The sequence below is a fragment of the Ralstonia sp. RRA genome (genome assembly GCF_037023145.1).
Lineage (GTDB): Bacteria > Pseudomonadota > Gammaproteobacteria > Burkholderiales > Burkholderiaceae > Ralstonia.
The window spans coordinates 3,519,584-3,542,957 of sequence record NZ_CP146091.1; the positions used below are offsets into that span (position 1 = coordinate 3,519,584).

Annotated in this window: 21 protein-coding genes; 14 read left to right on the forward strand and 7 right to left on the reverse strand. The window is 64.3% G+C overall.

Translation table 11 applies throughout. The features are described from left to right. Positions 1-13: 13 nt before the first annotated feature. Positions 14-835, reverse strand: coding sequence for a tetratricopeptide repeat protein (locus V6657_RS16915; protein ID WP_048935707.1), 822 nt, complete (start codon positions 833-835; stop codon positions 14-16). Positions 836-848: 13 nt separating this feature from the next. After that, positions 849-2,927: a bifunctional 2',3'-cyclic-nucleotide 2'-phosphodiesterase/3'-nucleotidase gene (locus V6657_RS16920; RefSeq protein ID WP_048935708.1), complete on the reverse strand. Its 2,079-nt coding sequence runs from the start codon at positions 2,925-2,927 to the stop codon at positions 849-851. Between the two features lie 348 nt (positions 2,928-3,275). On the opposite strand from V6657_RS16920, the gene minC reads away from it, so the two are divergent. From minC to minE, 3 genes are read left to right on the forward strand one after another with little or no spacing between them, the layout of a single operon-like run. Continuing rightward, positions 3,276-4,061 carry a septum site-determining protein MinC gene (gene minC / locus V6657_RS16925; protein WP_048935709.1) on the forward strand — a complete coding sequence of 262 codons (786 nt, stop codon included), beginning with the start codon at positions 3,276-3,278 and terminating at the stop codon, positions 4,059-4,061. A 44-nt stretch (positions 4,062-4,105) separates the two neighbouring features. Next, positions 4,106-4,927 (forward strand): septum site-determining protein MinD, encoded by an 822-nt coding sequence (gene minD, locus V6657_RS16930; protein WP_137884936.1) that lies wholly within the window; start codon positions 4,106-4,108, stop codon positions 4,925-4,927. Positions 4,928-4,942: 15 nt separating this feature from the next. After that, on the forward strand, positions 4,943-5,197 hold the full coding sequence (gene minE, locus V6657_RS16935) for a cell division topological specificity factor MinE (protein WP_004628536.1): 255 nt from the start codon (positions 4,943-4,945) through the stop codon (positions 5,195-5,197). 20 nt (positions 5,198-5,217) lie between these two features. On the opposite strand, the gene V6657_RS16940 is transcribed toward minE, so the two are convergent. Beyond that, positions 5,218-6,450 (reverse strand): citrate synthase family protein, encoded by a 1,233-nt coding sequence (locus V6657_RS16940; protein ID WP_048935711.1) that lies wholly within the window; start codon positions 6,448-6,450, stop codon positions 5,218-5,220. Between the two features lie 140 nt (positions 6,451-6,590). Between V6657_RS16940 and V6657_RS16945 the strand changes: the two genes are divergently transcribed. The 3 genes from V6657_RS16945 to ppk2 all read left to right on the forward strand — a co-directional run bounded on the left by V6657_RS16945 (position 6,591) and on the right by ppk2 (position 9,938). Then, positions 6,591-7,985, forward strand: coding sequence for a CoA transferase (locus V6657_RS16945; protein ID WP_248694762.1), 1,395 nt, complete (start codon positions 6,591-6,593; stop codon positions 7,983-7,985). A 66-nt stretch (positions 7,986-8,051) separates the two neighbouring features. Continuing rightward, the gene (locus tag V6657_RS16950; protein WP_048935713.1) at positions 8,052-8,909 is read left to right on the forward strand and encodes a 23S rRNA (adenine(2030)-N(6))-methyltransferase RlmJ; all 858 of its coding nucleotides are present in this window, start codon (positions 8,052-8,054) and stop codon (positions 8,907-8,909) included. A gap of 129 nt (positions 8,910-9,038) precedes the next feature. Next, positions 9,039-9,938: a polyphosphate kinase 2 gene (gene ppk2 / locus V6657_RS16955; protein ID WP_048935714.1), complete on the forward strand. Its 900-nt coding sequence runs from the start codon at positions 9,039-9,041 to the stop codon at positions 9,936-9,938. A gap of 30 nt (positions 9,939-9,968) precedes the next feature. On the opposite strand, the gene V6657_RS16960 is transcribed toward ppk2, so the two are convergent. Further along, positions 9,969-11,555: an inorganic phosphate transporter gene (locus V6657_RS16960; RefSeq protein WP_048935715.1), complete on the reverse strand. Its 1,587-nt coding sequence runs from the start codon at positions 11,553-11,555 to the stop codon at positions 9,969-9,971. Positions 11,556-11,693: 138 nt separating this feature from the next. Continuing rightward, positions 11,694-11,981: an acylphosphatase gene (locus tag V6657_RS16965; RefSeq protein WP_048935716.1), complete on the reverse strand. Its 288-nt coding sequence runs from the start codon at positions 11,979-11,981 to the stop codon at positions 11,694-11,696. A gap of 275 nt (positions 11,982-12,256) precedes the next feature. On the opposite strand from V6657_RS16965, the gene V6657_RS16970 reads away from it, so the two are divergent. The 5 genes from V6657_RS16970 (at position 12,257) to V6657_RS16990 (ending at position 17,857) form a co-directional block, all read left to right on the forward strand. Then, positions 12,257-14,029 carry an ABC transporter permease subunit gene (locus V6657_RS16970; protein WP_048935717.1) on the forward strand — a complete coding sequence of 591 codons (1,773 nt, stop codon included), beginning with the start codon at positions 12,257-12,259 and terminating at the stop codon, positions 14,027-14,029. 43 nt (positions 14,030-14,072) lie between these two features. Further along, positions 14,073-15,431: an AAA-associated domain-containing protein gene (locus tag V6657_RS16975; RefSeq protein ID WP_048935718.1), complete on the forward strand. Its 1,359-nt coding sequence runs from the start codon at positions 14,073-14,075 to the stop codon at positions 15,429-15,431. 39 nt (positions 15,432-15,470) lie between these two features. Further along, positions 15,471-16,136, forward strand: coding sequence for a DUF2946 domain-containing protein (locus V6657_RS16980; RefSeq protein WP_274923380.1), 666 nt, complete (start codon positions 15,471-15,473; stop codon positions 16,134-16,136). 130 nt (positions 16,137-16,266) lie between these two features. Further along, positions 16,267-17,328, forward strand: coding sequence for a lipoprotein (locus V6657_RS16985; protein WP_048935719.1), 1,062 nt, complete (start codon positions 16,267-16,269; stop codon positions 17,326-17,328). Beyond that, on the forward strand, positions 17,318-17,857 hold the full coding sequence (locus tag V6657_RS16990; RefSeq protein ID WP_048935720.1) for a TlpA disulfide reductase family protein: 540 nt from the start codon (positions 17,318-17,320) through the stop codon (positions 17,855-17,857). Before V6657_RS16985 ends, V6657_RS16990 begins: the two co-directional genes overlap by 11 nt. A 193-nt stretch (positions 17,858-18,050) precedes the next feature. Here V6657_RS16990 and V6657_RS16995 read toward each other — a convergent pair whose 3' ends face one another. Further along, the gene (locus V6657_RS16995) at positions 18,051-19,016 is read right to left on the reverse strand and encodes a hypothetical protein (RefSeq protein ID WP_248694764.1); all 966 of its coding nucleotides are present in this window, start codon (positions 19,014-19,016) and stop codon (positions 18,051-18,053) included. Between the two features lie 141 nt (positions 19,017-19,157). Next, positions 19,158-19,463 carry a hypothetical protein gene (locus tag V6657_RS17000; RefSeq protein WP_048935721.1) on the reverse strand — a complete coding sequence of 102 codons (306 nt, stop codon included), beginning with the start codon at positions 19,461-19,463 and terminating at the stop codon, positions 19,158-19,160. Between the two features lie 541 nt (positions 19,464-20,004). Here V6657_RS17000 and V6657_RS17005 point away from each other — a divergent pair. The 3 genes from V6657_RS17005 to V6657_RS17015 all read left to right on the forward strand — a co-directional run bounded on the left by V6657_RS17005 (position 20,005) and on the right by V6657_RS17015 (position 23,369). Next, complete coding sequence (locus V6657_RS17005) at positions 20,005-20,523, forward strand: GNAT family N-acetyltransferase (protein ID WP_048935722.1); 519 nt, start codon at positions 20,005-20,007, stop codon at positions 20,521-20,523. Between the two features lie 651 nt (positions 20,524-21,174). After that, positions 21,175-22,083, forward strand: a complete 909-nt coding sequence (locus tag V6657_RS17010; protein WP_048935723.1) for an alpha/beta hydrolase — start codon at positions 21,175-21,177, stop codon at positions 22,081-22,083. A gap of 44 nt (positions 22,084-22,127) precedes the next feature. Continuing rightward, positions 22,128-23,369, forward strand: coding sequence for a serine hydrolase (locus tag V6657_RS17015; protein WP_048935724.1), 1,242 nt, complete (start codon positions 22,128-22,130; stop codon positions 23,367-23,369). Positions 23,370-23,374 lie beyond the last annotated feature (5 nt).

Genomic DNA, 23,374 nt, shown 5'->3' on the forward strand with positions numbered 1-23,374 from the left:
CGATACGGCGTTGTTACGGCGCCAACGCCGGGTGCTTGAGCGCGTGCGCCGTTTCGATCCACTGCTGGTGATACGCGGCGTCATCGCGCTTGAGGCCGAGCTCACCGTTCTGATACGCCATCGCCAGGGCTTGCACGGCTTCGGGCAATTCGTGCTCGGCAGCGTCCTGATACAACGCCAGGGCACGGGCTTCATCGTGCGGCACGCCATCGCCGTCCCGGTAGGCATTGGCCAGCATGAACATCGCGCCCGGAATGCCGTGCTGCGCGGCGCGGTCAAACCAATGCGCCGCCTGCACTGTGTCGATGCCCGTGCCGTAACCACTGCGATACATCACGCCGAGGTAGTACGCGGCAGCAGCATCGCCCTTGTCTGCAGCCTGGCGCAGAAGGCGGAGCGCGCGTGGATAGTCACGCGCCACGCCCCCCGTGCCCAGCAGCAGCGCCTTGCCAAGCGAGAGCTGCGCATACACATCACCGGGGACACCATTGGCCGGTTGCGCCGCTGTCTCTAGCCAGCGCATCCCTTCGTTACGCAACGAGCCGTCGTGCGCGCTGAGCAACGCTTCACCCAGCGCCGACTGCGCCGGCACCGAACCACTGCGCGCCAACTGCCGCAACTGACGCAGTGCTTCGGGCTCCATCGCCTGCACGACCATCGCGCGCCACGATTCCAGTTGCGTGGCGTCAACGGTGGGTGCCTGTCGCGCGTGCGACAGCCAACCGCCCAAGGCCACGATGATCGCCAACGCGGCGGCCACCGTGAGCATCGGCACCGACTGGCGCGGGGTTTCGATGGCCGGTGCACCAGCCCATGCGGAACGAAGAGAAGGCATGGTTGGCTCCTGCTTATTGCGTCAGATCGATCTGGTACAGCGACAGACCCTTGTTGGTGCCGTCATCTGCCTGATACAGCGTGATGCCGTTGATGTTTGCGGCGGCGGCAGACGTCAGCTTGCCGGCTGCCGACGAGAACACCACCGTTGCGGACGACGTCGCTAGTTTCGTGAAGCGCCAGCTGCGTTGCGAGCCATTGGTTGCACGCTGCACGCTGCCGATCTTCTTGATGTAGCTGATCAGCACATCGCGGTTGGCATCCGGTGATGCATAGATGGTCTTGCTGCCATCCAGACCGGGGAAGTTGCCGCCGCCGCTTGCGCGGTAGTTGTTGGTGGCCACGATGAACTGACCTGCCGGATCGATCGGCGCCCCCTTGTACTGCAGATTCTTGATGCGGCTGCCGAGCGGTTGCGTAACGTCAATCTCGTACGTCAGGTTCGGGTCGGTAAACATGTCGAAGTTGTAGCCCGGGAACGTGCTCACCAGTTTCTGCACCGTCGCTTGTGTCGGGTCGATGGTGTTAAAACGCTTCGCCGCCGTTTCCAGCCAGTTCTTGATGTCGGCGCCTGCCACCTTCACGGCATAGACCGTGTTCGGGTACAGGTACAGGTCGGCTGCGTTGTTGATCGCCAGCGGGCCGGCTGCCACATCGGTGAAGTCCGTGCCGCCACCAAAGCCGCTCTTGAACGGCGCGCTGACCGACAGCACCGGCAGCGAAGCGTACTGCGGCAGGTTGGCCTGGACGTAGTCCGACACATACTTGGCCTGCGCCTGGTTGACGATCTCGATCGCGCCCGGGTCACCCACATCGGCAAAGTACGTGTTCATGTTGAAGTCGGTGCTGCCCACCGGCGTCTTCACGTAGTTGATCGTTGCCTGGTGTTCGGTGGCAATCGCAGCGGAGACGGCCGGGTCAGCAGCCACGTAGGTCTTGTCGGCGTTCTGGATCGAACGCGCTTCCACCGTGGTCTGCGTCTTGTCGACGACCCAGTTCGTGCCGTTATACGAGAGGCTCAGCTTGATCACGCCCAGGTGCTTGCCCCAGTAGTTGGCCATCACCGTCGGCACGCCGTTCACGGTGCCGGCTGCTTTGTCCACACCCGGCAGGTTGAACTGATAGACCGTGCTCTTTGCATCCGGGAAGAGCTGGTGCGAGTGGCCGATCAGCATCGCATCGATGCCCGGCACGGTCGACAGCCACCAGCTGCCGTTTTCCATCGTCGGCGAATAGGCCGAGTTGTCCAGCCCGCCGTGCGAGATGGCGACCACCAGGTCGGCACCCTTCGCGCGCATCTCGGGGATGTACTTGGCGGCGGTTTCCTTGATGCCGACGGTGTAGACCTTGCCGTCGAGCCAGCGTTTGTCCCAACTCGTGATGGCAGGCGGCGTGAAGCTGATGATGCCGACCTTGACCGGCGCGCTGACAGTGCTGCCGTCCGGCGCCGTGGCCGTCACCGTCTTGGTGATGATGGTGTACGGCTGGAACAGCGGCGCGTTGGTCTTCGCGCTCATCACGTTGGCCAGCACTTGCGGGAAGTTCGGGCCCGCGCATTTGGTCTGCGCAGACGGGTCCGGCATGCCGGTCACGTTGAACGTATTGCCCGTGACCTGCGACAGGTACGGCAAGCCGTAGTTGAACTCGTGGTTGCCGATGCCGCCACCGTCGTACTTGGCGGCGTTCATCACCTTGTAGATCGCCAGCGTCTGGCCGCACGTGACGGGGCTCACCATGGCCTGGTAGTCCGACAGCGCGGTGCCCTGGATGGTGTCGCCGTTGTCCAGCAGCAGCGTGTTCGGATACTGCGACCGTGCTTGGCTGATGAGCGTCGACACGCGCTCGAAACCGAGCGAGCTGTCAGCGGCCAGCTTGAAGTAGTCGTACGACAGCACGTTGGTGTGCAGGTCGGTGGTTTCCAGCACGGCCAGCGTGGCCTTGGTGCCGGTGGGTGCAGCGGCGGCCGGCGTGGGGTTGCCACCAGTGCCGGCGTTGTTGGTGGGGTTATCGTCACCGCCACCGCAGGCAGCCAGTGACAGCGATAACAACGCAGCAAGCGGCAACGCCGCCGAGTACAACGGTCGGACTCGCATGAACTTCTCCCTGAAGGTTCTTTTTTGGTATGCGAACTGCGAACAGCGGACTACGGACTGCTTGAGGAACAGCTAGAGGCGCGTACGCGATCGTTTGCGTGACAAACGAAAGCAAGCGAGAGAACTGCTGACTGGGCCGGGGGGCTGGTCGGGCTCTCGAAGCCAGGGAGTATCGGAAGGGTGCGTGACGAAGCTGTGACCGGCAGGTGACAAATCAGCGTGAACCTTACGGCCGAAGACATGCGCCAGCTGCGGATCTCCGCCGGATGGGGGATCGGCGGGGTCAAAAATTTCGGGACGTTTCGTCAACAACGTTAGAATGAGCCCATTTTTCCGCGTAGCCGTTCTATGTCCCAGAAGAAAGTGCCGCTGTTCGAGATCCGCAGCGGCTCCGTCGATGCCCTGCTGCTGTCGCCGCGCACCGCCGACATGGACGCCCTGGCCGCCGAGCTCACGCGACGCTTTGCCGACACGCCGGAGTTCTTCTCCAACGACGTGATCGCCATCGACGTGCGCCGCCTGGCCGAGGACGAACGCCTCCCCATCGACCGTCTGGTGGAGACCCTCACCACGTTGCGCGCCCGCGCGATCGGTGTGGTGGCCAGCCCCGAGCAGGCCGACTGGGCACAGGCCTTTGGCTTGCCGCTGCTCGACAGCCACAGCCGTCGCCCGCGCGGCGAAAAGGATGCGAAGGATGGCCAGGACGCGCCCGAGCATGCCCAAGCCGCCGAAGTGCCGTCGCCTGAGGCCGCAGCCCCCGCCCCTTCCGCTCCCCCCGTCGATGCCGTGGCCATGCAGCCCGGCACGATGGTCATTGACCGCCCGCTGCGTTCCGGCCAGCGCATCTATGCGCGTGGCGACCTGGTGGTGCTGGACATCGTGAGCGACGGCGCCGAGGTGATCGCCGAGGGCAACATCTACGTGTATGCCTCGCTGCGCGGTCGTGCGCTGGCAGGCGTCAAGGGCAACCTGGATGCACGCATCTTCTGCACGTGCCTGGAGCCCCAATTGATTTCCATCGCCGGCATCTACCGCACCGGCGAAACCCCGTGGCCGGACGCCTACGCCAGCAAGCCTGCGCAGGTCCGGCTTACGGACAACACGCTGGTTTTTGAACCGTTGCGGATGAAGTGACGCACCCTGTGCGCCGAGCGATTTAACCTACAGATATACGAGCCATGACCAAGATCATCGTAGTCACTTCCGGCAAGGGCGGCGTCGGCAAGACGACCACCAGCGCGGCGTTTTCCGCGGGCCTCGCGCTGCGCGGCCACAAGACCGCCGTCATCGACTTCGACGTCGGCCTGCGCAACCTCGACCTCATCATGGGTTGCGAGCGTCGCGTGGTGTATGACCTGATCAACGTGATCCACGGTGAGGCCAACCTGAACCAGGCCCTCATCAAGGACAAGAAGTGCGAGAACCTGTTCATCCTCCCCGCCTCGCAAACGCGCGACAAAGACGCGCTCACGCGTGACGGCGTCGAGAAGGTGATCGAAGGCCTGAAGGAAATGGGCTTCGAATACATCGTCTGCGATTCGCCCGCCGGTATCGAATCGGGCGCGCTGATGGCGATGTACTTTGCCGACGAGGCCATCGTCGTGACGAACCCGGAAGTGTCGTCGGTGCGTGATTCGGACCGCATCTTGGGCATCCTGTCGTCGAAGTCGCGCCGTGCGGAGCAAAGCAAGGAGCCGATCAAGGAGCACCTGCTGCTTACGCGCTACAACCCGAAGCGTGTGTCCGAAGGCGAGATGCTGTCGCTCTCCGATATTCAGGAAATCCTGCGTATCAAGCTGATCGGCGTGATTCCGGAATCGGAAGCTGTGCTGCAAGCCTCCAACCAGGGCCTGCCCGCCATCCACCTGGAAGGCACCGACGTGGCCAATGCGTACCACGACGTGATCGACCGCTTCCTGGGCAAGGAGAAGGAGCTGCGCTACGTGGAATACAACAAGCCCGGTTTTCTGCAACGCCTGTTTGGCGGCGGCGGCAAGTAAAGGAGACGCTTACCCATGTCGATTCTGTCTTTCCTGCTGGGAGAAAAGAAGAAGACTGCAAGCGTCGCCAAGGAACGCCTGCAGATCATCCTCGCCCATGAACGCACCGCCAGCGGTGCGCCGGCTGACTACCTGCCCGCGCTGCAGCGCGAGCTGGTGGCCGTGATTTCGAAGTACGTGAAGATCGGCAACGACGACATCAAGGTCAACCTCGAGCGCCAGGACAACCTGGAAGTGCTGGAAGTGAAGATCGAGATTCCGCAGGCCTGAGGCCGCGGTCGCGGTCGTCGTTACTTGATGCGAATGATGCGGCCCGCCGGTGCTTCCGGCGCGGCTGGCATCGGCCCCACGTAAGCCGCGCGCGGGCGGATCAACTGCCCCGCGGTGCGCTGCTCCAGCGCGTGCGCGATCCAGCCGGCCGTGCGTCCCGCCGCGAACAGGCCGAAGCCCGCACCCTCCGGCAGCCCGAGCACACGCCGGGTGGCCACCAACGCAAAGTCCAAAGAAGGCCCATCGCCGGTCAGATCGGCCACGGCGTCGACCACCGACTGCAGGCGCTTGCGCACTGCCCCCGTCATCGGCAACTGGGCCAGAATGGCATTCGCCCGTGGGTCGGCCTTGCGATACAGCGGGTGGCCAAAGCCCGGCAGTGCATCGCCGCGATCAAGCCGACGGCGCACGGCGATGCCTATCGACCGCTCCCCTTCCAGCTCGCTCAGCAACGCCTCCACGCGTGCCGTGGTGCCTCCGTGCAGGCCACCGGTGAGTGCAGCCAGCCCAGCGCTGACTACCGCACCAAGACTTGCCCCCGTTGATGCCACCACACGTGCCGCAAAGCTCGACGCATTGAGTTCGTGATCGGCGCAGAGCACCAGTGCGACGCGGATGGCCTCGGCGGCGCGCGCGTCGACGTTCCAGGCCTGCTGGCATTGCAGATGCACGGGCACGGCATCGGGCTTGCGGCCCAGCATGGTGGCAAACACCACGCGCAGCAGGGCACCGGCATCGCGTGCCGTGCGCGCGGCGTCCTGACGCCATGCGGCTTCGTCCAACGCTGGCAGCGCGAGCGTGCACAGCGCCATGCAGCGCTGGCGGATGTCGGCATCTGCCAAGGAGGCCAGCGCCGCGTACCAGCTCTTCGGCAACACGGGCGCAGGCGCATCAAACGCCGCCGCTTCATCGCATTGCCAGAGCCACGCGGCAACGGCTTCCAGCGTGGCGTGTTCCGCCAGCTCCAATGCCGGTGTGCCGCGATAGAACAGCCGCCCGTTGTCGATGAGCGTGATGGCCGATTCCATGACCGGCAGGCCCCAGTCCAGCGCGTGGCGCACCACCTGGCGCGGGCGGCGGCCACCCGCACGCTGATCGGCCAGGCGCGTCACGTCGGCTTCGCGATAGCGGCTGCCGCGACCGTCGGGCGATGGGTAGGCGGCCAGCAGCCCGCGGCTCACGTAGGCGTACAGTGTTGGGCGCGAGATGTTCAGGCGCTGCGCAGCTTCAGCGGCATCGAGGTACTGGGTCATCGCAAGCGTGGTCGGGCGATCGAGGTTGATCAGTCTAGTCAATGTTGACGCTATTGCCACCGCAGGACTGTAATGCGTGCACCCTCTTTCTGCGGAGTCCTGTCATGTCGTCACTTGTTGCTGGTGCGGTTGATCCTTCCATGCAGACCACGACCTCGACTGAAGCCCTCGCCCAACTGTGGAGCACGCTCGGCCAGCCCGCCGATGCGCTGTCGCGCGTGACGTTGACGGGCGCCGCTGCGCTGCCTTCGTCCTTTGCGGTGAACACGCTGGCGCAGAGCGCCATCGCCGCTTCGGCGTTGGCGGCCGCGCAGGTGGATACGCTGCGCACCGGGCGCAAGCAGACCGTGTCGGTGGACATGCGTCACGCCGCACTGGAGTTCCGCTCCGAGCGCTACTTCCGTATCGACGGTCAACTGCCGCCCGAACCGTGGGACAAGATTGCCGGGCTGTACCACTGCGGCGATGGCCGCTGGGTGCGCCTGCACACCAACTTCCCGCATCACCGTGATGGCGTGCTCAAGCTGCTTGGCTGCGCGTACGACCGTGATGCCGTGGCCGCTGCGTTGGGCCAGTGGAAGGCCGAAGCGTTTGAGGAAGCTGCTGCGCAGGTCGGCATGGTCGTCACTGCCGCGCGCACGTTTGGAGAGTGGGACCGCCATCCGCAGGGCATCGCCGTGGCTGGCCAGCCGCTAATGACCATTGAGCGCATTGGCGACGCACCGCCGCAGCCCCTGCCCGCCCACGCCGATGGCAGGCCGCTGTCCGGCGTGCGCGTGCTGGACCTCACGCGGGTGATTGCCGGCCCGGTATGCGGCCGCACGCTGGCCGCCCATGGCGCCGATGTGCTGCTGGTGACCGGACCACACCTGCCCGCGATTCCGCCGCTGGTGATCGACACCGGGCGTGGCAAGCGCTCCGCGCAGCTCGATTTGCGTGACGCCGCCAGTGCAGAGCAACTACGCGCGCTGCTGCGTGACGCCGATATCTTCGTGCAGGGCTATCGCCCCGGCGGGCTGGCCGCGTTGGAGTTCAGTCCCGAACAGGCCGCCGCACTGCGCCCCGGCATCGTCTACGTGAGCCTGTGCGCGTACGGCTACGAGGGGCCGTGGGCGAATCGGCGCGGATTTGATTCGCTTGTGCAGACCGCAAGCGGCTTCAACTGGGCGGAAGCGGAAGCGGCGGGCAAGGACAAGCCGCACCCCCTACCCGCCCAAGCACTGGACCATGGCGCGGGCTATCTGATGGCAGCCGGTGCGATGACCGCCCTCGCGCGCCGCATGACCGAAGGCGGAAGCTGGCACGTACGCGTGTCGCTCGCACAGACCGGGCGCTGGCTGCGCAGCCTCGGTCGCGTGGCGAATGGCTTCGATGTGCCGGACCCGCGCTACGAAGATGTCGGCGCCTATCTGGAGACCACGCCGTCCGGCTTTGGCACGCTGACGGCGATACGCCACGCAGGCCAGCTTTCCGACACGCCGCCGCATTGGGCGCTGCCTGCCGTGCCGCTGGGGACACATCCCGCGCGGTGGTAGCATTCGCGCCTTACCCTTGTTACCGCCGCCCGTGCGCCTGAGCTTTCTGACGCACTTGGCCTGTCCATGCTCAGTTATCGCCACGCCTTTCACGCCGGCAACCATGCCGATGTCCTCAAGCACGCCGTCGTGACGCAGTTGCTCGACTACCTGACGCAGAAGGACAAGCCGTTCTGGTACATCGACACGCACTCCGGCGCCGGCCTCTACGCGCTGGACCACGAGTGGGCGCAGAAGAAGGCCGAGTTCGAGACCGGCATCGGCCCGCTGTGGCGCGCCGCCGCCGCGGGTGAGCCGATGCCCGCATTGCTTGACGCCTACCTCGACCAGGTGCGCGAGCTGAATCCGAAGGGCGATCTCAAGCACTACCCCGGATCGCCGTGGCTGGCGTGGCAGATGCTGCGCGATGCCGATCGCCTGCGCCTGTTCGAGCTGCACAGCACCGAGATCAAGGTGCTGTCCAACAACTTCCGCGGTGCCGGCCGCCGGGTCATGCTGTATGACGGCGACGGCTTTGCCGGCATCAAGGCGATCCTGCCCCCGCCGCCGCGCCGCGCGGTAGTGCTGATCGACCCCTCGTTCGAAGACAAGCGGGACTACGCGCGCACCGTGCAGGCCCTGCAGGACAGCCTGCAGCGCTTTGCCACCGGCATGTATGCGGTGTGGTATCCGCAGGTGCAACGGCGCGAATCGGTGCAACTGCCCGCGCAGTTGAAGCGGCTCGGAGGAAGCGACTGGCTGCACGTAACGCTCACCGTGAAGCAACCGGTGGCCGGCGGCCTGGGCTTGCACGGCAGCGGCATGTTCATCGTCAACCCGCCGTGGACACTCAAGGCGCAGCTGGAAGAAGCCATGCCTACGCTGGTCCGCCTGCTCGGCCAGGACAGCGCCGCCAAGTTCACGCTCGAAGCCCAGACAAGCTAAGCACCGCGGCCCCATGTCACTGCCATGCCACATGGGTGTGCTACCTACTCGGGCGTATGCTTGAACATGCGTCGCCCCCGGGCGGCGTGCCTCATTCAGTTGGCAGTAGGACGGCAGGAGCAGGACATCATGAGCGAACGCGACGCAGCGCGACAGGCGCGGCTGCAGGAAGACCTCCTCGACACCCTGGACGAGGAGCTGGAAATGGAAATCGACGACCACCTGCTCGGCGGCGAGAGCATCAGCGAAGAGTCTCGCGAGACCCGACGCATGTACTTCCGCGAGCTGTTCCGCCTGCAGGGCGAGCTGGTCAAGCTGCAGGACTGGGTGATCGAGACCGGGCACCGGCTGGTGGTGATCTTTGAAGGGCGCGACGCCGCCGGCAAGGGTGGCGCCATCAAGCGCATCACCCAGCGCCTGAACCCGCGCGTGTGCCGCGTGGCCGCCCTGCCCGCCCCCACCAACCGTGAACGTACGCAGTGGTATTTCCAGCGCTACGTGGCGCACCTGCCCGCCGCTGGGGAGATCGTCCTGTTCGACCGCAGCTGGTACAACCGCGCCGGTGTCGAGCGCGTGATGGGCTTCTGCACCGACGACGAATACGAAGAGTTCTTCCGCTCCGTGCCCGAGTTCGAAAAGATGCTCGTGCGCTCCGGCATCCAGATCGTCAAGTACTGGTTCTCGGTGACGGACGAAGAGCAGGAAGTGCGATTCCAGAGCCGCATCGACGATCCGCTCAAGCAGTGGAAGCTGAGCCCCATGGATCTGGAAAGCCGCCGCCGCTGGGAAGACTACACGCGCACCAAGGAAGCGATGCTGGAGCGTTCGCACATTCCCGAATCGCCGTGGTGGGTGGTGCTGGCCGATGACAAAAAGCGCGCGCGCCTGAACTGCATCGACCACCTGCTCAGCCAGGTGCCATATCATCCGGTGCCGCACCCGCCGGTGGTGCTGCCCGAGCGCGTGCACCACGCGGAATACATCCGTCACCCGGTGCCCGACGAGATGATCGTCCCGAACGTCTATTGAGGCACCGGTATCACCGCGCGCTGTGCGGGTTCAGAAGATTGCCTTGAACACCCAGTACAGCGCGCCGGCCAGCACGATCGACGCCGGCAGCGTCAGCACCCATGCCAGCAGCAGGCTGCGCACGGTATTCCACTGCAGCCCCGAACCGTTGGCGGCCATCGTGCCCGCCACGCCCGACGACAGCACATGCGTGGTCGACACCGGCAGGCCATACGCATCGGCCGCACCAATCGTCGCCATCGCCACCAGCTCGGCCGAGGCGCCCTGCCCGTACGTCAGGTGCTGCTTGCCGATCTTCTCGCCCACCGTGATGACGATGCGCTTCCAGCCGACCATCGTGCCCAGGCCCAGCGCAATGGCCACGGCCACCTTCACCCACGTGGGGATGAACTTGGTGGCGTGGTCGAGCTGCTGTTTGTAGTTGTCGATGATGGCTTGGTCGTCCTTGCTGATGGCGGGTTGGCCATTCTTCTTGAGCAAGCGGATGGTCTCGGAGACCAGGTACATGTTGTTGCGGACGTTATCCACCTCGTTCTGTGGCACGCTGGCCATTGAGCCCGTCTGGCCGACCTGGGCGGCAATGGTGTCCGTCAGTGCCTGCACGGCGGGCAGCGTGGCTGGCGTGAGCGTGCGCGACTGCACGTAGGTCTGCACATCCGCACGCGGGTTGGCCGACGGCGCCACACCGTTGGCGTACCTGCCGAAGGCGGCCGAAGCCTGATGCGACACGGCCAGGAAGGTTTGCGTTTCGGCCGGCGTCACGGCGCGGTTGAGCGCGTAGACGGTGGGCACCGTGCCGATCAGGATCAGCATGATCAGGCCCATGCCCTTCTGTCCGTCATTGGAGCCGTGCGCGAACGACACGCCCGTGCAGGTGAGGATGAGCAGCGCGCGAATCCAGAATGGCGGCGGCTGGTTGCCCTCGGGCTCGGCATAGAGCGCCGGCACGCGCACCAGCGCCTTGAGCAGCAGCAGAAGCAGCGCCGCCAGCAGAAAACCGATGATGGGCGAGAACAGCAGGGCCTTGCCCACCCCCAGCGCCTGGCTCCAATCCACCCCGCTGGTACCATTGGCGCCGCGCAGGAGCTGGTTCATCAGCCCCACGCCGATGATCGAACCGATGAGCGTGTGCGAGCTGGACGACGGCAGCCCCAGGTACCACGTCGCCAGGTTCCAGATGATGGCCGCGATCAGCAGCGCAAACACCATCGCAAAGCCCGAATGGCTGCCCACCTGCAGGATCAGCTCCACCGGCAGCAGTTGCAGGATGCCGAACGCCACCGCGCCGCTGGAGGTCAGCACCCCGGCAAAATTCCACAGGCCCGACCACACCACCGCCAAGTGCGGCGACAGCGAATGCGTATAGATGACCGTGGCCACCGCATTGGCCGTGTCGTGGAAGCCGTTGACGAACTCAAAGCCCAGCGCGATCACCAGTGCAATGCCAAGCAGGACAAACGGAAACACCGAACTGGCGGCCACGCTTTCCAGGTCGGACACCAGGTGGCTGATCACGTAGGCGGCACCGGCCGCCAGGATCAGCAGAAACAGCGCAATGCCGGCGTTGCGAAAGCGCGCGGGCACGGCGCCGGGTTGCACGGTAAGGGGATGCGACATGGGGGTCACCAAGGCGGGGCTGGGGGAGTGCTCGATTCTAGGAGCCGCCCCGAGGCCGTAGGTGACGGTTTCGTGTCGCGTTTGTTTCCGTTGATTGCGGATGTAGGGACTGGCGCGGCAAGGACCTGGCGGTATGGTCTACACCGTTGGTCGGATCTCGAACCCCGGCACCAAGGCCTCGTTGGTGCCCGGAGCGACGTCCAGTTCGGTGACGTGGGCACCGGCGGGCCCCTCCCACATCCATTCGCGCATGCGCAGCACATGGGCTTCGGGGCCGGCCAGGAAGGCCTCGACCGCCCCATCGCGACGGTTGCGCACCCACCCCCGCAGGCCCAGTGCACGGGCCATGTCGGCACACGCCGCCCGATAGCCCACGCCCTGCACACGGCCCTGTACGGTAACGATCACTTGTGCGATGGCGGACATGGCGCGGCTCCAGGGCAGGCGGCGGGCAGGATGTTGGAAGGAAGATGACAAACCAACGTTGTCGCATCTCTGTCACATTTCTGGAATGTGACGTAGGCAGACTGACAACCGCACGGCGAGATCGGGCGTTACGCAAGGTAAACTAGGCGGCTTGCCGCCGGGTGCCAAGCGCCGCGCCCTGCCACCCACGCCACGTATCGCGCCTTGGTCCAGACAGCGGGCCACGTGACTTCCGTCAGCGCGACTTGTTCAGCGATTTGTCCCGGTCATTCAAGATGCAGCAAAACGACAACGAAACCACCGTCCGGGGCCCCTTCGGTGCCAATTTTGGCGTCAACATCGGCAACCTGCTGACGGCGCCGCCCAACCGCTTTGACCTGGCGCTGCTGCCCATCATCCTGGCCGCCATCGTGCTCGTGGCGTTTGCCGCCAAGCAGATGAACGTGCCGTACACGCCCGGCGAGACACAGCTGGACGTCAGCCTGGACGTGGCGCAACTGCCCTACTACCTGCTGCGCACCAGCATCCGCATGCTGCTGGCGCTGGGTGCGTCGCTGGCATTCTCGTTTGCGTTTGCCGCCATTGCATCCAAGAACCGCACGGCCGAGAAGGTGATGGTGCCGGCGCTGGACATCCTGCAATCGATTCCGGTGCTGGGTTTCCTGTCGATTACCGTCACGGGCTTCATTGCGCTGTTCCCGGGCAACCTGGTGGGCGTGGAATGCGCGGCCATCTTCGCCATCTTCACGTCGCAGGCGTGGAACATGGCGTTCTCGCTGTACCAATCGTTTCGCACCATCCCGACCGACCTGGAAGAGGCGGCCACGGTGTTCCGCCTGTCGAAGTGGCAGCGCTTCTGGCGCCTGGAAGTGCCGTTCGCCATGCCGGGCCTGCTGTGGAACATGATGATGTCGATGTCGGGCGGCTGGTTCTTCGTGGTGGCATCGGAAGCGATTTCCGTGTCGGGCCACGACATCAAGCTGCCGGGCATCGGGTCGTACATCTCGCTGGCGATCCAGCAGCAGAACTTGGCCGCAATCGGCTGGGCGATCCTGACGATGCTGATCGGCATTCTGCTGTACGACCAATTGCTGTTCCGTCCGCTGGTGGCCTGGGCAGACCGCTTCCGCTTCGATGCGATGTCCTCTGAGCGCGAGCCGCAATCGTGGCTGCTGGACTTGCTGCGCCGCTCCGAGTGGGTCAAGGCGCTGCTGGAGCGCACCGCCGCGCTGGCCGAGCGCACGCTCTCCTGGGGCGCCGAGCGCACCCGGCCCACGGCCAGCAACAGCAACGGCTTTGCGCGCTTCCCGTGGTGGAACCGCGTGGCCGACGTCATCATCATCCTGGCCGCATTGGCCGCCGTCGTGCACATCCTGCAGTTCGTGCGTTCCGAGGTGGGCTGGGCTGAAGTGGGCCACGTGCTGTGGCTTGGCTTCCTGACCATGACGCGCGTGATCCTGCTGATCGCGCTGGCCGCGCTGATCTGGGTGCCGATCGGCATCCGCATCGGCCTGAACCCGAACGTGGCGCGCATCGCGCAGCCGGTGGCGCAGTTCATGGCGGCCTTCCCGGCCAACCTGATGTTCCCGCTGGCGGTGATGCTCATCGCGCGCTTTTCGCTCAACCCGGAAATCTGGCTCTCTCCGCTGATGATTTTCGGCACGCAGTGGTACATCCTGTTCAACGTGATTGCCGGCGCGACGGGCATCCCGACCGAGTTGCGGCTGGCCGCGCGCAACTTCGGTCTGCGCGGCTGGCTGCTGTGGAAGCGCTTCCTGATCCCGGCGGTGTTCCCCAACCTGCTCACGGGCCTGGTGACGGCTGCCGGCGGTTCGTGGAACGCCAGCATCGTCTCCGAATACGTCACGTGGGGCGACCGCACGCTGGTGGCCACGGGCCTGGGCAGCTACATCGCCGAGATGACATCGAAGGGTGACTTCCCGCGCATTGCGCTGGGCATTGTGGTGATGAGCCTGTTCGTGGTCGGCTTCAACCGGCTGCTGTGGAACCGCCTGTATGACATCGCGCAAGAGCGCACCCGCCTGTAAGCCGACGCGCTTGTAATCCGACTACCTAGCAGAGAGCATCAACATGGCCACCAACGGCGAATCTGTCATCGAGCTGCGCGGCGTCTCGAAAATCTTCCGCACCGCAGACCACACCGACCGCTCGGTGCTCGAGGGTTTGGATATCAACATCCGCGAGGGCGAGATCGTCGCCATGCTGGGCAAGTCCGGCTCGGGCAAGTCGACCCTGCTGCGCATCATGGCGGGCCTGGTGCGTGCCGACCGCGGCCAGGTGCTGTTCCGTGGCCGCGAGTATTCCGGCCCGGTGCAGGGCATCGCGATGGTGTTCCAGTCGTTTGCGCTGTTCCCGTGGCTGACCGTGCAGCAGAACGTGGAACTCGGTTTGGAAGCGCAAGGCGTGCCCAAGGCTGACCGTGAAGAGCGCGCCGAACAGGCCATCGACCTGATCGGCCTGTCGGGCTTCAACAGCGCCCTGCCGCGCGAACTCTCGGGCGGCATGCGCCAGCGCGTGGGCATTGCGCGCGCGCTCGTCACCGAGCCCGATCTGCTGCTGATGGACGAAGCGTTCTCCGCACTCGACGTGCTGACCGGCGAGAACCTGCGCGACGAAATGCTCGACCTGTGGGAAGATCGCCGCACCAAGATCAAGGCCATCCTGATCGTCTCGCACAACATTGAAGAGGCGGTGATGATGGCGGACCGCATCGTCATCCTCTCCAGCGACCCAGGGCGCATCCGCGCCGAAGTGCGTGTGCCCTTCCCGCGCCCGCGCAACCGCGATTCCGCCGCTGTGCGCAACCTCATCGACGAGGTGTACGGCCTGATGACCTCGCCCGAGCGCGTGGGTGTGCACGTGGGCGCCGAGTCTGCTGCGCAGCAACTCGCCTACCGCCTGCCGGAAGCCGAGATCGGCCAGATGGAGGCGCTTCTCGACTTGCTGGTCGAAGCCCCATTCAATGGCCGCGCAGACTTGCCGCACCTGGCCGAAGAAGCCGGCGTGACCGACGACGACCTGCTGCCCGCCTGCGAAGCGCTGGCCCTGCTGCAGCTCGCCACGATCGAGCGCGGCGACATCATCGTTACGCCGTTCGGCAAGACCTACATGGAAACCGAACCGCCCGAGCGCAAGGTGCTGTTCGGCCAGAAGCTGCTCGAACAGGTGGCCCTGGCCTCGCACATCCGTGCCGAGCTGGAAGCCAACGAAGACGGCGAGATTCGCGAAGAGCAGGTCCTGCGCGAGCTGGAGGCCTACCTCAAGCCCGAGGAAGCCGAACGCGTGCTCAAGATCGGCATCGAATGGGGCCGCTACGGCGAGGTGTACGAATACGTGTACAACACCGGCATGCTGACCCTGCCCCGTGAAGAGCGGGAGGAACGCGAAGAGCGTGAAGCGCAGGAAGGCGACGGGGCTGCCGGGGCGTAAGACGCCGCTCACGTCGTTCCCCTGAACAAGAGCCGCGCGATGCGGCTCTTGTCATATCCAGACGTTGTTCACGCGGTGCGACGGTTTGCCGCCAGCGCGGAATTAGCCATTGCCTCGACAAGCAAGGTCTCGAAAAAGCACGCCTGGCCGCACGCTTCGGCCGGATGCGGATCGGCAGCACGCCTGGGGCAAAACGGCAGGCAACACCCCCCTGCCGCCGATCTGGATACCGATGCTGTTTTGCGGTGTAATACCTCGCATCCGCACATGCTGGCGTTGTCCGCACAGGGACGCCCGGCAGCCTTACTGGTCACCATGCATTTCGCCCGCACCCGCAAAAGACTGACCGCCTGGCTTGGCCTGGTGGCGATGGTGCTCGTGCTGTTTGTGCCAATGGTGAGCCAGGCGCTGGAGGCGCAAGCGCTGCAGGCGTTCGAGCAGGCTGCGCCGCTTTGTGAAGCCAAACCATCTGCCGCTGCCAGCACCGCCCTGCCCATCGGGCATGAGATGCCAGCCGGCCACCACCACGCGGCCTGCGGCTACTGCGATCTGTTGGCAGACCAGGTGCTGGTGCCGACAACCCTTGCGCCGATGGTGGAGCCGGCACCCATCCATGCCACGGCATGGCCCGCGGAACCCGGTCGTCTGGCTGCGCATCAGGCGCGCCATACCGGGCGGCCGCGCGACTCACCCTTCCTCCTCTGACCACGTCAAACCAGGGCAGCGACTGCACCGCGCACTCGCACCCGGCTCGAGCCGTTTTCAGACAAGACGCCGTGCGACGCACCTACTATTGATCAGGGCGCGCACGTACCTATCAGCGTGAGGAACACCCATGACAACACCATCCAATATGCTCCGGTGCGCGGCACTGCTCGCGTGCGCCACCGGCATGTTTGCACCCATTGCGGCGCATGCCTGCGCCACCTGCGGCTGCTCGCTCAGCACCGATGCCGCGATGGGCTATTCGGCCATCCCGGGCTGGCGCATCAGCTTCGACTACACCTACCTCCCGCAGAACCAGCTGCGCAGTGGCACCCACGCAGTCACGCCGGCACAGGCCGCCAGCATCAATGACGCGGGCGGCAACCAGGAGGTCGAGCGCCAGACCATCAACCGCTACATCAATCTCGGCATCCACTACAGCCCAAACAGCAGCTGGAACTTCAGCGCGATCGTGCCGTATGTGGACCGCAGCCATACCACTTACGGCGCGGTCACGTCGGATCAGCTCACGCCGGACAACCTGAGCGGCGCCACCGCCAGCGGCTTGGGCGACATCAAACTGATCACAAGCTATCAGGGCTTTCTGCCCACGCACAACCTGGGCGTGCAACTGGGCATCAAGCTGCCGACGGGCCGCTACGGCGGGCAGAACGTGCTGACTGGCAACACCGTCGGGCGCAACCCGGTGTTCTTCAACAGCGGCCCGAACGCGGCGGGCGTGCAGGCACTGGATACCAGCCTGCAGCCCGGCACAGGCAGTACCGATGTGATCCTGGGTGCCTACTACTACCAGCCCGTCAGCCAGGACTTCGATGCCTTCATCAACGGCCAATTCCAGGCCGCCGTGCACCAGCGTTTGAACGAGACTGGGGCGGATTTCCGTCCGGGCAACCTTGCCACCATGAGCTTTGGCGTGCGCTACGAGGCCAACCCGCACATCGTGCCGCAGCTGCAGTTCAACGTGACGCGCAAGAACGCTGACAAAGGCGCGCTGGCCGATACCACCAACACCGCCGGGACGGTGGTCTACCTGTCGCCGGGTGTGACGGTGAGCGTGGCGCATAACGTGCAGATCTATGCGTTCCTGCAGAAGGCGCTCTACAGCAACCTGCAGGGGTATCAACTCTTCCCGCGTTGGTCGGGCACGGTCGGAGCCAGCTATGCATTCTGATCGAGCATGGTCGCGGCGCGCGTGGCTGCAGGCGGCCGGTGCGGCGGCGCTGGGTGCCGGACTGGGCAGTCCATCTCACGATGCCCAGGCGGCAAGCCTTGAAGTCGGGCGGCCAGCGCCTGCGCTGGTGCTGCGCACGATCGACGGGCACAGCATCTCCACCGAAGACCTGCGTGGCCACGTCGTGATCCTGACCTTCTGGGCGACATGGTGCGGCCCGTGCCATCAAGAACTGCCCTTGCTTTCCGACTACGCGGCAAAGCATGCAGACCGGGGCCTGCGCGTTCTCGGCTTCAGCCTGGATGAGCCGGCCTCATTGCCTGAAGTGCGTGAAATGGCAGCGGCCTGGAGTTTTCCGGTGGGGCTGCTCGGCAGCGCCTATGCGGGCGGCTATGGTCGGGTGTGGCGGATTCCGGTCAACTTCACGATCGACCGCAATGGCCTGCTGGCCGACAACGGTTGGGACTCGCGTGAACCCGCGTGGACGACCGAACGGCTTGAACGCATCGTTACACCCTTGCTGCGTTGACGGTCCGATCGCATGGCAGCGCGCCAATAAAAACGGGCCGCAGACGCACTCCGGCCCGGTCAACGACGCAACGTTGGGCAACGCCGCGTACGAGGGATCGTTACTGCGGCAGGTAGTTGATATACGACAGCGTGCCATCGGCATTGGCCTGCGCCAGGCGGAGTGCACCGGAGCACTGGCCCTAGCCCGCACACTACCGCCTGAGCCAAGGCGAATCCACCGACCAGAAAATCACATCCACCCCCAGATAGTCCTTGGCAAAGCTCACGAACTGGTCGCGTGTGAATGGTTTGCCGGTCTTGGGGTTGACGTAGCGCAGCGTGGGCTCCTGCACCGCCATCGCCACCAGCGGCAGCTTGCCTTTGTATTGATGGAAGAACGGATAGGCGTTCTTCATCTGCGCTTTCTTCCAGGGGACGATGTCCGGCCCGCCAAGGCCGATGCCTTCCTGCGCAGCAGTGGCAAACGTGCGGGACATGTACTGGTGATCGTTGTCCCATTCACACGGCCAGAAGTTGACGTACTGCACGACGGCGGAGCGATGGAACTGCTGCCGAGCGAAGCGCATGTTCTCCAGCGTGGCGTTGAAGTACCCATCGCAACTGAAGCGCGTCTTGTCACGCTTGCGATCGATGTCGATGGCGGTTTCCGGCAGATTGATCCCCAGGATGCGGCCGTCGAACTGCTTGGCCAGCGCGGTCAGCAGTGCCTGGAAGCGCTGACGCAATGCCGGATTCCATTGCTGTGCCACCCACCCGCTGCCACCTGGGTTGACTTCAGAGTCGTCGGATTGACGCACCAGTCCGCCGCCATACGCAGGGTCGGTCAGCAGATACGAGGGGATATGGCGCGCAGTGGGCAAGAAGAAACGATCCTGTACCTGGACGAACAGTTGCTTCTTGCGTTGCTGCAGATACGCAAGATCGCGCTCGATGCCGGAGAAGTCGTAGCGGCCCGGCTCAGGCTCCAGCGACTTCCAGCTATAGACGATCTGCACGCCCTCAATGTCAGAGCGTTGCAGCAGCGGCTCGATCTTGGTCAGCTCATCCGAGCCGGTGTAGAGAAAATGACGCAGCTCGCTGGCCGTCGCGCCGGCGCAGGCCAGCAACAGGACGAGCGCGGTGAACAGATGCTTTCCGCAAGCAAGGGTGCTGCGCATGACGGACTCTCTATGAATGGGGATGACAAAAGGGAGTCCGCCGTACGCCGGCAAGTTCCTGGCGCACGTCTGTCTGTGACAATTTTGCTGGCTGGATGTCGTCGGGGCGCGATGAGTGTACCGACCCGATTCCTCCTCCGCTTACTTCCACTTCTCCCCAATCCCCGCCAACCCCGCCTTCTGCAAATCCTCCGCGCTCATCACCACACGGAACTCACAATCGGCGTTGAACAGCAGGAACCACGGCTCGGCGAGTGCGGGAATCTGCGAGGGCGCATCCAGGTTGACGATGAGCACCGCACCGCGCCCACCAGCCTGTTCGGTGAAGTAAGCGGCTTCGGGTTTGATCGCCTCCATCACGCGCGGGATCAACTCGGCGATGGAGCCGTCGCGCACGTAGGTATTGAAGGGCTCGTGCGGGATTCGCACGTTCATGAGCATGCGCATGGTTGTTCTCCTGGTGCGTTAGCGTGGATTCCACAGCACTGCGTGCAAACCGGAACTGCCGGTCGCCTGGCTGATGGCGCCGCCGGGCAGCGCGCGGCAAAGAGACGTCGCCCTGCTCGATGGCTTGGATGTGAGTTGCATGCAGCGCCCCTTTGAGTCGTGGGCTCTTTCACGTGCATGGCGCCTTGATGTGTTCCGGCCCAACGCTTGATGGCCGGTACATGCACGACAGCAGATCGCTGCGGCTTGCGTGGTTGGAAACCGCAGCAAACGGGTGCCACCCCATATGGGTGAACCCGGTATCAGTATCGCACATTCAAAACGGGACTTGGCAAAGCCGCCGTGCGCGATGCAAAAGTCGCGCCACAGGTTGTGCTGCCAAGTCTTGCGACCAGCGTGCCGGCAAGGGGCGCGCGTTTCGCGTCAAAACCTTTGCAGATCTGAAACACCCCTGTGGACAGCTGTTGTGGATAACCGCTGTGGGCAACTTGTGGGGATAACATTTCGTTCTTTGGATAGCCGCCCTTAGCCTCAGACCACCATGACGGGACGAACCAGCATTCGAAGAGCAAGCCAGGCCGATGCCGCCACGTTGTGCACCGCTGAAAAGGCCACCGCACTCACCCCGGGGCTCCTGGTGTCACAGCCTCACGAGCTGCAGGTTGAGGCATTCGAACAAAAGATCGCGCTGCTTGAGCAAGACGGGCTGTACCTCGTGGCAGAGCACGAGGGCGCTGTGATCGGGCACGCGTTTCTGGAGCCGATGACGCTCATCGCGCTCTCTCACGTCTTCAGTCTCACAATCGTCGTCCACCCGGGTCACCTAGAACGCGGGGTCGGCACTGCGCTCATGACCGAACTGATGGCGTGGGCGGAAAGCCATCCCCGCATCGAAAAGGTTGAGCTTCGAGTCAGGGCGACGAACGCTCGTGCCATTGCCTTGTACAAGCGCTTTGGATTCGTGGAAGAGGGACGGTTCGAGAAGCGCATACGGCTGCCGGACGGGTCGTATATCGCGGATCTGTCCATGGCGCGATTTGTTGGTCATCCTGGCTCGTAACCTTTCCCAGCCCAACTACCTCGCGAGATCTGCGTGGGATACGAGAATCGCGGCTGTGCGATGAAGCGACCTTCCCCGAGATTGAATCAAGAGAAGGAACGCACGCCGGACAGAGCGTCTCGCTTCCTTCGATACGAGGCCGCGTCTAGCGCATCACGGCCGTTTGCCGCCCCTCCTTGTGGACACCCCCCCCACCTGTGAATAACACCAGGGAAAAGCGTGTTGGCTCTCCGGGGTTAGCGTGTCCACAGCGCAGGAACAACTTCCACCCATGGCGACCGTGCCTGGTGCGATTGCCCGAACTCATCCACGCAACAGCACACACTGCCCGATGGGTTGTCCGTTCTGCAAGCCATTGATGCAAAAGCGCTTTTGGCACCTATCCACAGAACTTATCCACCGTTATCTATTACTACTATCTGTATACATAAAGAGGTAAACCTATAAACCCGCTATGGGGCAAGTCGCTCGATCGGGCATGTGAATATCGATTCCGCTTTGAACACGGCAACCCCCCTCTCTTTCGTCCTTGCACCACGCACGGCGCGTACTACGCTTGGTGAGGTTTGCGTAGCGCACTGTCATACGGCCCGAGCAGAGTCAGCGTGCCGTGTCCCGATCGAGACCGGCTTCCTCCCCAGAGAACACACCATGCGAAAACTGTTTGCAGCCATTGCACTCTTGCTGGCCATGACGCCCGTTGTGCAGGCGCAGGTGAAGCCGTATCCGCCAGGTTGTCGCCACCAGAACATGCAGACTGACGGGGCGACCTTGTTTGTGCGGGTGTGCGGCAGCGGGCCGGCGGTGGTCTTGCTGCACGGTTTTGGCGACACGGGCGACATGTGGGCGCCGCTGGCCACCGAGCTGGCACGCACCCATACCGTGGTGGTTCCGGATCTGCGTGGCATGGGGTTGTCGTCGCACCCTGATGGCGGCTACGACAAACGCACGCAGGCGGGCGACATCCGGGCTGTGCTGACGCACCTGAACATCGATCAGGCCGACGTGGTCGGCCACGACATCGGCACCATGGTTGCCTTCGCCTATGCGGCACGCTATCCGGACAAGACGACACGGCTGGTCGTGATGGATGCGCCGGTGCCGGGCGTCCCCCCGTGGGAACAGATCGTCCGCTCGCCTGCCCTCTGGCACTTCTCGTTTGGCGGCCCCGATGCGGAGCGTCTGGTGAAAGGCCGTGAGCGGATCTATCTGGATCGGTTCTGGAACGAGTTTGCCGGAGACCGCACGAAGATCGACGAGGCAACGCGCGTGCACTATGCGCGCCTTTATGCGAAGCCCGGTGCCATGCACTCTGCGTTCGCGCAGTTCCTGTCGATTCCGCAAGACGCGGAAGACAACCAGAAATCGCTCGCGACCAAGCTGACCATGCCGGTGCTGGCCATCGGCGGTGAAAAGTCCTTCGGCCCGAACGAGGCGATCGTCATGCGCAATGCCGCCACCAATGTGCAAGAGCTGGTGGTTCCCAATGCCGGGCATTGGTTGATGGAAGAACAGCCGCAAGCTACCGTGAGCGCGATCGTGAAGTTCCTCGCGCAATAGCGTCTGCTCTTCACGCGCCCGGCAAACCAATCTCCGCTCCATTCATGAAGACACGCCAACGCTATGCCGCTGCATGCGGGCTGCTCGCCTGCAGCATCGCTACGGCATCGCCCGATGAAGACCTGCTGGGCCAGAAGCAAGGGTATCCGTTGGCGCCAAGCGCGACGCGCATCCACGAAGCCCCTTACATCGTGGGTTCCTTTAGCGGCATGGATCGGCTCTCACCGTCCTGCGAGCTTGCACCGGCTGACAAACCGGTGCCACTCAAGATCGCCGACAAGGATGCCGACTTCCGGTATCGCTTTCGTGGTGGTGACTACACGCTGGCGGACTACATGCAGCATCAGCGCGCGACCGCCGTTCTGATCGTTCAAGACGGCACCCTCCTGGCGGAACACTACGGCTACGACCGCACGCAAGACATGCGCATGCTGTCCAACTCGATGGCCAAGACGCTGGTGGCGCTCGTGATCGGCAAGGCACTGGAGGACGGCAGCCTGCACGCGCTGGAGGATCGCGTTGACCAATACGTGCCCGGGCTTGCCGGCACCCTGTACGGTGCAACGCGCATTGTCGATCTGCTGCGCATGGCCTCCGGCGCAAAGTATGTGGAGGACTACACCCCCACGGATGATCGGGCGCGATTCCTCGGCACGGCCGCTAAGCAAGGGGTGCTTGCGGCAGCCGCACAGGTGAGCGAGCGTGCCGATCCGCCGGGTACGCGTTTCAACTACGCGGGAGCGCAAACCGAAGTACTGAGCTTGGTGCTCCAGGCCGCCACGCAACGCAGCCTGTGCGACTTCGTGGATGAAAAGCTATGGAAGCCGATGGGTGCGCAATCCAAGGCGACCTATCTGGTGCGCCAATCCGATGGATCGGCGTTTGCGCAAGGCGGCTTCAACGCAACGGCGCGCGACTACGCCCGTCTTGGGGCCATGCTTGCCGACGATGGCGTGGTGCAGGGTCGGCAAGTGGTGCCGCGCGACTTCCTGTTGAACATGACGGACGCATCGCGCCAACCGGAGCCGTTTCGCCCCGGGCAGATGGTCTATCACGGTAGCCGCTACTACGGCTACGGCTTTCAGGTCTGGCTCCTCCCGGGAGAGGCACGGCGGTCCGTGCTGCTGGGCATCCACGGACAAGCCATCTACGTGGATCCGCAATCCAAGCTGACCATGGTCCACCTTGCGGTGGGGCAGGACGCATCAGGCGATGCGAGCGGTGCCCACCTGGGCGCAGAGCGGGACGCGTTGTGGCGCGGTGTTGTAGAGCGGTTTGCGCGCTGAAGCGA

What these genes read in the sequence shown, in the direction of transcription:
- V6657_RS16920 (WP_048935708.1), bottom strand. Translation starts at nt 2,927, where the DNA reads ATGCGAGTCCGACCGTTGTACTCGGCGGCGTTGCCGCTTGCTGCGTTG.
- V6657_RS16985 (WP_048935719.1), top strand. Translation starts at nt 16,267, where the DNA reads ATGACAACACCATCCAATATGCTCCGGTGCGCGGCACTGCTCGCGTGC.
- V6657_RS16980 (WP_274923380.1), top strand. Translation starts at nt 15,471, where the DNA reads ATGCGGCTCTTGTCATATCCAGACGTTGTTCACGCGGTGCGACGGTTT.
- minD (WP_137884936.1), top strand. Translation starts at nt 4,106, where the DNA reads ATGACCAAGATCATCGTAGTCACTTCCGGCAAGGGCGGCGTCGGCAAG.
- V6657_RS16990 (WP_048935720.1), top strand. Translation starts at nt 17,318, where the DNA reads ATGCATTCTGATCGAGCATGGTCGCGGCGCGCGTGGCTGCAGGCGGCC.
- V6657_RS17005 (WP_048935722.1), top strand. Translation starts at nt 20,005, where the DNA reads ATGACGGGACGAACCAGCATTCGAAGAGCAAGCCAGGCCGATGCCGCC.
- minE (WP_004628536.1), top strand. Translation starts at nt 4,943, where the DNA reads ATGTCGATTCTGTCTTTCCTGCTGGGAGAAAAGAAGAAGACTGCAAGC.
- ppk2 (WP_048935714.1), top strand. Translation starts at nt 9,039, where the DNA reads ATGAGCGAACGCGACGCAGCGCGACAGGCGCGGCTGCAGGAAGACCTC.
- V6657_RS16915 (WP_048935707.1), bottom strand. Translation starts at nt 835, where the DNA reads ATGCCTTCTCTTCGTTCCGCATGGGCTGGTGCACCGGCCATCGAAACC.
- V6657_RS16950 (WP_048935713.1), top strand. Translation starts at nt 8,052, where the DNA reads ATGCTCAGTTATCGCCACGCCTTTCACGCCGGCAACCATGCCGATGTC.
- V6657_RS16975 (WP_048935718.1), top strand. Translation starts at nt 14,073, where the DNA reads ATGGCCACCAACGGCGAATCTGTCATCGAGCTGCGCGGCGTCTCGAAA.
- V6657_RS16970 (WP_048935717.1), top strand. Translation starts at nt 12,257, where the DNA reads ATGCAGCAAAACGACAACGAAACCACCGTCCGGGGCCCCTTCGGTGCC.
- V6657_RS17010 (WP_048935723.1), top strand. Translation starts at nt 21,175, where the DNA reads ATGCGAAAACTGTTTGCAGCCATTGCACTCTTGCTGGCCATGACGCCC.
- V6657_RS16940 (WP_048935711.1), bottom strand. Translation starts at nt 6,450, where the DNA reads ATGACCCAGTACCTCGATGCCGCTGAAGCTGCGCAGCGCCTGAACATC.
- V6657_RS17000 (WP_048935721.1), bottom strand. Translation starts at nt 19,463, where the DNA reads ATGCGCATGCTCATGAACGTGCGAATCCCGCACGAGCCCTTCAATACC.
- V6657_RS16995 (WP_248694764.1), bottom strand. Translation starts at nt 19,016, where the DNA reads ATGCGCAGCACCCTTGCTTGCGGAAAGCATCTGTTCACCGCGCTCGTC.
- V6657_RS17015 (WP_048935724.1), top strand. Translation starts at nt 22,128, where the DNA reads ATGAAGACACGCCAACGCTATGCCGCTGCATGCGGGCTGCTCGCCTGC.
- minC (WP_048935709.1), top strand. Translation starts at nt 3,276, where the DNA reads ATGTCCCAGAAGAAAGTGCCGCTGTTCGAGATCCGCAGCGGCTCCGTC.
- V6657_RS16945 (WP_248694762.1), top strand. Translation starts at nt 6,591, where the DNA reads ATGCAGACCACGACCTCGACTGAAGCCCTCGCCCAACTGTGGAGCACG.
- V6657_RS16960 (WP_048935715.1), bottom strand. Translation starts at nt 11,555, where the DNA reads ATGTCGCATCCCCTTACCGTGCAACCCGGCGCCGTGCCCGCGCGCTTT.
- V6657_RS16965 (WP_048935716.1), bottom strand. Translation starts at nt 11,981, where the DNA reads ATGTCCGCCATCGCACAAGTGATCGTTACCGTACAGGGCCGTGTGCAG.